The sequence below is a fragment of the Agromyces sp. P1_H4 genome, assembly GCF_056405255.1.
Map to the genome: position 1 here is coordinate 1 of NZ_JBFUCL010000144.1, position 8,817 is coordinate 8,817.

5 protein-coding genes are annotated in these 8,817 nt (G+C 73.6%); 4 read left to right on the plus strand and 1 reads right to left on the minus strand.

Translation table 11 applies throughout. The features are described 5' to 3' along the window. Together AC1DY2_RS10290 and AC1DY2_RS10295 are read left to right on the plus strand one after the other, a co-directional pair. Positions 1–758: RecB family exonuclease (locus AC1DY2_RS10290; RefSeq protein ID WP_476762338.1), on the plus strand; the 758-nt coding region annotated here is incomplete at its 5' end. After that, positions 755–4,018, plus strand: coding sequence for an ATP-dependent DNA helicase (locus AC1DY2_RS10295; RefSeq protein WP_476762339.1), 3,264 nt, complete (start codon positions 755–757; stop codon positions 4,016–4,018). The genes AC1DY2_RS10290 and AC1DY2_RS10295, both read left to right, overlap by 4 nt. Here the strand turns inward: AC1DY2_RS10295 and AC1DY2_RS10300 are convergent. Beyond that, a complete protein-coding gene (locus tag AC1DY2_RS10300; protein WP_476762340.1) occupies positions 3,943–5,181 on the minus strand; it encodes a phosphotransferase in 1,239 nt (412 codons plus the stop codon). The genes AC1DY2_RS10295 and AC1DY2_RS10300 overlap by 76 nt on opposite strands. Before the next feature lie 88 nt (positions 5,182–5,269). Here AC1DY2_RS10300 and nudC point away from each other — a divergent pair, with 88 nt between their 5' ends. Next, on the plus strand, positions 5,270–6,289 hold the full coding sequence (nudC, locus tag AC1DY2_RS10305; protein ID WP_476762341.1) for an NAD(+) diphosphatase: 1,020 nt from the start codon (positions 5,270–5,272) through the stop codon (positions 6,287–6,289). Further along, the gene (locus tag AC1DY2_RS10310) at positions 6,286–8,115 is read left to right on the plus strand and encodes an ATP-dependent helicase (protein WP_476762342.1); all 1,830 of its coding nucleotides are present in this window, start codon (positions 6,286–6,288) and stop codon (positions 8,113–8,115) included. The genes nudC and AC1DY2_RS10310 overlap by 4 nt, the downstream gene beginning before the upstream one ends. Positions 8,116–8,817: the final 702 nt, after the last annotated feature.

Consider the following 8,817-nt stretch of genomic DNA (forward strand, 5'->3'; position numbering starts at 1 on the left):
CCGTGTCGCCGTCGCAGATCGACCGTGCCGAGGAGTCGCCGCTCGGCTGGTTCATCGATCACGTCGCATCGCCGCCCTCGGGGCTCGCCGCGTCGATCGGCACCCTGGTGCACGCCGTCGTCGAGGAGGCTGGCGCGCGCGCCGACGGCGACACCAGCATCGAGACGCTGTGGGCCGCGGTCGAGGAACGCTGGCGGGAGCTCCGCTTCGAAGCCGGATGGGTCGCCGAACGCGAGCGGCGGGGAGCGCGACGCATGGCCGAGGGGGCCGCCGACTACCTCACCGCCTTCGCCGACGACGGCAAGGTGCTGCTCGGTGCCGAGGGCCGGTTCACCCTCGTCGTCGACCGGGTGCGCATCACGGGCACGATCGACCGCGTCGAGGCCTCACCGGACGGCACCACGGTCATCGTCGACCTCAAGACCGGACGCACACCGCCCACGGCGGAGCAGACGGCGAAGCATCCGCAACTGGCCGCCTACCAGCTCGCCGCACGGGCAGGCGCCGTTCCCGACGCAGGGCGCGCCGGCGGCGCGAAGCTGGTGTACCTCGCCAAGCCCGTGCGCGGCATGGCCTTCACCGAACGGGCCCAGCAGCCGTTCGACGACGACGATGACGCCGCCTTCCGCGACCGGCTCGCGGCCGTCGCGCGCACGATGGCCGGCAGCGAATTCGAGGGTCCCGGCGAGCTGGGCTTCCGCTCCCGATTCGGCGCCTGGCTCTACCGGGTGCACCTCGTGCCGGCGGTGTCGGCGTGAGCGGGCGCATCGGTGCCGAGGAGATCGCCGTCCGGCTCGGGTTGCACCCCCCGACGGCGGAGCAGCGGTCGGTGATCGAGGCATCGCCGCACGGGGCGAGCATCGTCGTGGCCGGCGCCGGCAGCGGCAAGACCGAGACGATGGCCAACCGGGTCGTGTGGCTGCTGGCCAATGGATTCGTCGCCGTGCCGGAGGTGCTCGGTCTCACGTTCACGCGGAAGGCCGCCRGCGAGCTGGCCGAGCGCATCCGCGAGCGCGTCGGCCAGCTCGTGCGCGAGGGCATCGCCGAGGTGGAGCTCGACCCCCTCGAGTCGGCTGCGGTCGGCACGTACAACGCCTTCGCGAGCTCGATCTACCGTGAGCACGCGATGCTCATCGGGCGGGAGCCCGACGCGGCGGTGCTCGGCGAGGCATCCGCGTGGCTGCTCGCGAGGTCGGTCGTCAGCGGGTCGACCGATCCGCGCCTCGTGGAGCTCGACGCCTCCCTCGACCGGGTCACCGGCGCGGTGCTGTCGCTCAGCCGCGCGCTCGCCGAGAACGTCGTCGACAGCCGAGACGTGCAGGCGTTCGCCCGCGACTTCCTCGCGATGGACGGCCTCCCCATCGAGGCTCCGCGCAAGCGCACCGACTTCGAGACGTTCACGAGCGCGCTCGGGGTCGTGGGAGCGCTGCCGCCGCTGCTCGACCTGGCCGACGCCTACGCGGTGGCGAAGCGGGAGCGCGGCTACGTCGAGTTCTCCGACCAGGTCGCCCTCGCGCTGGCGATCTGCGAGCGCAACCCCGAGGTCGTCGCCGCGCATCGCGAACGTGCGCGCACCGTGCTGCTCGACGAGTACCAGGACACGAGCGTGGTGCAGACACGGCTCCTCGCGACCCTGTTCGGCGGTCACTCGGTGATGGCCGTCGGCGACCCCGACCAGTCGATCTACGGCTGGCGCGGGGCCAGCGCCGCGAACCTCGCCAGGTTCTCGAACGACTTCGCGCCCGAGTCGAAGGYGGGCGTCTTCGACCTCTCCACGAGTTGGCGCAACCCCGGCATCGTGCTCGACGCGGCGAACGCGCTCATCGAGCCGCTCGACGCCGGAATCCCGAAGGCGCCGCTGGCGCCGTCGCCGTTCGCGGGGCCCGGCGAGGTCGGCGTGCGGTGGGCCGAGACCATCGAGGACGAGGCCGACCTGGTCGCGCAGTGGTTCGCGGCGCGGCTGGGCCGCGGCACGGGGGCAGCCCGGAGTGGCGCCCTGCTGTGCCGCACCTTCGCGAACGTCGGCGTCTTCACCGCGGCCCTCCGAAACCACGGCGTCCCGACGCACGTGCTCGGCATCGCGGGCCTGCTCGACCAACCGGTCATCGCCGACCTCGTGTGCGTCCTCCGCGTGCTGCACGACCCGACCGCGGGCTCCGAGCTCGTCCGCGTCCTCGGTGGGGCACGGTGGCGCGTCGGCCCGGCCGACCTCGCGGCGCTCAACGGGCTCGCCAGGTGGCTGGCCGACCGCGATCTCGGCAGCCACCGCCTCGACGACGGGGTCCGACAGGGGCTCCGGGCGTCCATCGCCGTCGACGAGTCCCCGTCGATCGTCGACGCGCTCGACTTCCTCCTGACCGCCCCCGACAGCCACTCGGCGCTGCGGGCATTCAGCGAGACCGGGCTCGGCCGCATGCGTCGAGCCGGCGCGCAGCTGCAGGCGCTGCGACGTCGCGCCGGCCTCGGACTGGTCGACTTCGTCCATCTCGTGCAGCAGGAGCTGCTCCTCGACATCGAGGTCGCCGCGAACGCGGAGCAGCCACTCGGCGCGCCGAGCCTCGAGGCGTTCGACGAGCTGCTCGCGGGATTCGTCGACGTCGCCGAGCACCCCACGCTCGGCGCGTTCCTCGGATGGCTCACCGAGGCGGAGCAGCGCGACCGACTCGCACCCCGCCAGGACGAGCCCGAGCCCGGTGCGGTGCAGGTGCTGTCGATCCACGGGTCGAAGGGCCTCGAGTGGGATGTCGTGGCGATCCCGCGCATGGTCGACGAGGAGCTGCCGTCGAAGCCCYGCACCACGAAGGGCTGGCTGGCCTTCGGCGAACTGCCGAACGACTTCAAGGGCGATCGCGCCGAGCTCCCCGAACTCCAGTGGAGGGGAGTGCAGAGCCAGGCGGAGTTCGACGAGGCGGTGCGCGGCTTCGCCGACGAGAACCGGCAGCGGCACGCCGACGAGGAGCGGCGCCTGGCCTACGTGGCGCTCACGCGCACCCGGTCGGAACTCCTGCTCACGGGCTCCTGGTGGGCCTCGCAGAAGTCGCCCCGCAAGCCGAGCGTGTTCCTGCACGAGCTCGTGCGCGCCGGCATCCTCAAGGTGGGGGCCCTTCCCGTCGCCCCGGCCGACGACGAGAACCCGCGGGGCGGCGACACCGTTCGCCAGCGGTGGCCGCTCGACCCGCTCGGCTCCCGCCACGACGCCGTGCATACCGCGGCCGACGCCGTGCGGGCGGCCGCAGACCAACCGAGCGGCAGCGGAATCGGCCCGCGGCTCACCGAGGAGCTGCGGCTGCTCCTCGAGGACCGACGGCGCCGCATCGAGGGCCCGACCGCGCCGCCGATCCCGGCCCGCGTGCCGGCCTCACGGTTCAAGGACTACGTCGACGACCCCGCCGCCGTCGCCGAGCAGCTCCGTCGGCCGATGCCGCAGCGGCCCTTCCGGGCCACCCGCCTCGGCACGCTGTTCCACGCCTGGGTCGAGCACCGCTCGACGGGCGAGGGCGAGGCTGCCGCCGTCGACGATGCGTGGTTCGATCTGGCAGACGCGCCTGCAGAGACCTCCGACGGTGTGATCCCGGATGCCACCGACGAACGGCTGCGCACGCTGCAGGCGACCTTCGAGGCGTCCGAGTGGGGTCACCGCAGGCCCATCGCCGTGGAGCTCGAGCTGCACCTGCCCATCGAGGAGCACGTGTTCGTCTGCAAGCTCGACGCGGTCTACGAGGTGCCCGAGGGCGGGGAACTCGCCGCACGCGGCATCCGGCACCAGGTCGTCGACTGGAAGACCGGCAAGGCGCCGAAGGACGCGCACGACCTCGAGCTCAAGCAGACCCAGCTCGCGCTCTACCGGCTCGCCTATGCGAAGTGGGCCGGCATCGACCCCGACGCCGTCGACGCGGTGTTCTACTTCGTCGAGGACGACCGGGTCATCCGGCCCGAGCGGCTCTACGACGAGGCGGCGTTGCGGCGGGCCTGGGCGTCGGTCACCGCGCCGGTCCCGTCGGTGCCGGTCGCCGGCTGATCCTGCGCACCCGATGACGGGGTCGCGTCGCCCCAGTCGCTGAGGTCGAGGGGGATGGGGGCGGTGGCATCCATCGAGATCGGCTCGCGCTCGCCGGCCTCGCGGCGTTCGAGCTCCGAGAAGTCGTAGCTGTCGGTGAGCATCGTCGCCGCGCCCTCGCGAGAAGCGTGATCCCGAGGGGTGTCGTCGAGCAGCCGCTCGACGTCGCCGACCGTGAGGATCGGACCCGTCTCGGGCGAGAGCGGTTCGCTCGACCGGTCATGCACACTGGCCGCCAGCCCGTCGAGCAGTGACACGGCGTCGGCGATGATCGCCTCGTCGCGCTGCTCCACCCCGTGCAGCAGCCAGCGTGCGAGCTCGAGCTCGCCGTACAGCAGCGCCCGCTGCGGCAGGTGCGCGTCGGCGCCGCCGTTGCGCCCGGTGATGTACGCGTCGAGCGCGGCCTCCGCGGAGGCGCCGCGCGACGTGAGCAGCCAGTGCAGGTCGCGCGCGGGGTCTCCCACGGCGAGCGAGGACCAGCCGACCACCGCGGTCACGGTGTCGCCCTCGACGAGGAACGAGTCGGCCGAGAGCGCGCCGTTGACGACCGTCGGGCGGAAACGCCAGAGGGCATCGTCGTCCGTGGCCTGCTCCCAGCGACGCAGGATGGCGGCGGGAAGGTGTCCGGTGTCGGCGGCGCGGCCGATGAGGTCGATCACGCCGTCACGCGACTCGTCGGCGGACTCGCGAGGCAGGCCCGCGTCGCCGACGAAGCCGMTCGGCAGGCTGTGCACGGCCGCGACGGCTGAGCCGACCGAGAAGGCGAGCCCGGGCAACTCGGTGAGTTCGTCCGCGGTGCGCACGGCACCGGGGAGGAACTCGGTGACGATGGCGCGCGTGCCGTCGATCGGCGCCTGGCCGACGAAATCGGGCACGGCGAAGGGCAGGCGGGCACGGATGCCCGCCGTCATCGCGCGGATGGCGACGAGATCGGCCGACTGCTCGGTCTCGGCGTTCTGCGACCGCGGAGCCCGGATGACGAGGCGTCGGCCGTCGACGGAGTGGAGCTCGACCGCGTCGTAGGCGCCATGACTGCGGCGGGTGTGGGCCCTGGCTGCCCGGACCTCGAGCCCGGGCACCGCCGCCGTGGCCAACGCGGCTAGAGTGAGTGGGGGTCTGGCCATGGCACACAGCTTAAGCAGGCGAATCCGCCTCCCGGGCGACCGCCACGCCTTCCCGCCGACTCCGCCCTGAAGCGCAGAGAGGTGGCCAGTGCCCGAATCGACTTCCCCGCCCCTCGCGCGCGCCGCCCTCGACCGCGACGGTGAGGCTCGCGGCGTCGACAGGTTCGCCGAGCGATTCGATGCCGACCCGGCGTCGCGGGTCATGGTCCTGCACCGCGGGCGGGCCCTGCTCGCCGAACGCGTCGAGGGGTCTGCGCCGCGCCTGCAGTTCCTCGAGCCGGCAGCGGTGCCCGACTCGACGCTGCGGGCCTACCTCGGCCGCACGATCGCCACCACGGCGCCGGTCGCGAGCGCCGATGAGGGGTCGGCCGACGTGTCGATCGCCGCGAGCGATGACCTTCCGGCCGGCACGGCGATCGAGCTCCGCGTGCTCGACGACGCGGTCGCCGCAGACCTCGAACCCGAGGAGGCGCGATGGGCGAACCTGCGGGCGGCGGCTCCGGTGCTCGGCGATCGCGACGCGGGGCTCTTCACCGAGGCCCTCGCGCTCGCGAACTGGCATGCGGCCGCGCCGTTCTGCCCGCGATGCGGATCCACCACGACCGTGGTGCAGGCCGGATGGGCGCGCCGGTGCGACCGCGAGGGCAAGCTCCTGTTCCCGCGCACCGACCCCGCCGTGATCGTGCTCGTCACCGATGACGACGACCGGGTGCTGCTCGGCTCCAACGCCCTCTGGGAGCAGAACCGGTTCTCGCTCCTCGCCGGATTCGTCGAGCCCGGCGAGTCGCTCGAGGCCGCCGTCATCCGCGAGGTGGGCGAGGAGGCCGGACTGCGCGTCGACCGCGTCGAGTACGGTGCCTCCCAGCCATGGCCGCTGCCGGCCAGCCTGATGCTCGGCTTCACGGCTCGGGTGGCCGACGGCTCCACGCCGTCGACGGCGACGCCCGATGGGGTGGAGATCCTCGCGCTGCGGTGGTTCTCCCGCGACGAGCTCGCGGCCGCCGCGCAGGAGGTCGCGCTGCCGGGCGGCACCTCGATCGCCCGCTGGCTGCTCGAGCGGTGGTACGGCGGCCCCGTGCCCGAGTCGCGCCCCTGGACGACGACGTGAACGCGGCATCCGACCCGCTGCTCGCCGCCCTCGACGACGACCAGCGGGTGGTGGCGGAGGCGCTCATCGGCCCGGTCTGCGTGCTCGCCGGCGCGGGGACCGGGAAGACGCGCGCGATCACCCACCGCATCGCCTACGGCGTGGCATCCGGTGCCTACGACCCCGCCCGCGTGATGGCGCTGACCTTCACCTCGCGGTCCGCCGCCGAACTGCGCGCGCGACTGCGGGCGCTCGGCGCAGAGGGCGTGGCGGCACGCACCTTCCACGCGGCCGCGCTCGCGCAGCTGAACCACTTCTGGCCGCTCGTGGTGGGCGGCTCGGCGCCCAGGGTGCTGGACTACAAGGGGCGGGTCCTCGGCGAGGCGGCCGAGCGACTGCGCCTGCGCGTCGACGTGCCGACGCTGCGCGACGTCGCCGCCGAGATCGAGTGGCGCAAGGTCAGCGCCGTCGGCATGGACGCCTACGAGCAGCGGCTCGCCTCCCGGGGCGCACCGGGCACGCTCACCGGCGACCAGATGCTCGCGCTCGTGTCCGGCTACGAGCAGCTGAAGGACGAGCGGCGCATGCTCGACTTCGAGGACGTGCTGCTCGCCGTCGCGGGCATGATCGAGTCGGAGCCGTCGGTGGCGATGCACGTGCGCGAGAGCTACCGCCACTTCGTCGTCGACGAGTACCAGGACGTCTCCCCGGCGCAACAGCAGCTCCTCGACCTGTGGCTCGGCGGTCGCCGCGACGTGTGCGTGGTCGGCGACGCCAGCCAGACCATCTACACCTTCGCCGGCGCGACTCCCAAGTATCTGCTCGGGTTCGAGCGCCGCTACGAGGACGCGACGCTCGTGCGGCTCGAGCGCAACTACCGTTCGACGCCCGAGGTCGTCGACGCCGCCAACCGGTTGATGCGCGGCCGGGCGGGTGCGCTGCAGYTGCACGCGGTCGCCTCGACGAGCGCGGGGTCGGCGGCGGATACTGCGAAGCCGACGGATGCCGCGAGGTCCACGGATGCCGCGAGGTCCACGCCGTCCTCGGCCGGCACGTCGCCGGAGCCGCTCGTGCTGGAGTTCGCGGACGAGCTCGCCGAGGCGAGGGGAGTCGCCACCCGCATCCGGGACCGGATCGACGCGGGCGTGCGACCCGAGCACGTGGCGGTGCTCATGCGCGTGAACTCGCAGTCGGCCATCCTCGAMCGCGCGCTCGACGAGGTCGGCGTCGGCTCGAGGGTGCGGGGATCGGCGCGGTTCTTCGACCGGCCCGAGGTGCGCGAGGCGGTTCACGCGCTGCGCGCCGCCGCGCTCACGATCGCGGGGGAGCCCCTGTTCAAGTCGGTCAGCGACGTGCTGCGCTCGATGGGCTGGACGGTGCAGCCGCCCGAGGGTCCGGGAGCAGTCCGAGCCAGGTGGGAGTCGCTGAACGCGCTCGCCCGCCTCGTGGACGACGCCCCCGTGGGAACGACCTTCCGCGAGTTCGCCGACGAGCTCCGGGCGCGCGCGGAGGCGCAGCATGAGCCGACGGTGTCGGCCGTGACCCTCGCGACGCTGCACTCGGCGAAGGGGCTCGAGTGGGACGAGGTGCACATCGTCGGCCTCACCGAGGGCATGCTCCCGATCGCGTACGCGAAGGGCTTCGATGCGATCGACGAGGAGCGCCGCCTGCTCTACGTGGGCATCACGCGGGCACGGAAGCGGCTGACGCTGTCGTGGGCGCGTGCCGGCGGTGCGCATCGAGGCGAACGGGAGCCGTCGCGATTCCTCCAGGAGCTCGGCACCCGCACTCGGGATGCGGCTCGTGCCGGCGCCGGCGGGGGAGCGCGGTCGGTCGTTCGCGGCTGAGCAGGAGCGACGTCGACGCCAGGGCCGTCGAGCCGCACTGGAGCCGGTCGTCGATGACGCCGACCGCCAGGGCGCTCGCCTCGATGACGGCGAGGGTCGTCGCCGTCGCGGCCGGTCGACCGGCGAGCTGCGCCGCGATCACCGGCCACGCCGCGTCGTCATCGCGGCGGCCGAGGTCGACGCAGCGGAGGCACGGCCCGGAGCCGGGCTCCACGAGCGGGCCGATGCGCGCCCCGGTGTCGTCGAACACGACGGCGAGGTGCGGGATGTCGCGGCGGAGCCAGGGGAGATGCCGCGCCGGCGGCACCACCCACGACGCGACGATCACGACGAGGTCGACCGCGTCGACGAGGTCGGTCGCGTCGGCGAGGCCGGTCGCGTCGTCGAGGTCGGTCGCGGCGCCAGCGCCGTCGGGCACACTCCCGCCCGCGCCACCCGCCACCGGGACGCACTCGATGAGCGCACCATCGGGCTGGGGGCGCAGCACCCGGTAGCCGAGCGACAGGAGGTCGCCGGCGAGCCGGCCGGCCACGAGGTCGTCGCCGTCGACCACGACCACCGGCGCGGCACCTCCTCGCGCGCGTGCGGCCGACGGCGGCRCGGCTTCGAACGCCGGCTCCAGCGCTGCCACCAACTCGAGCACCTCGTCGCGCTCGCCACCGAGCCCGCTGCCGATCGTGCACAGCGTCTCGACGCTCGCCC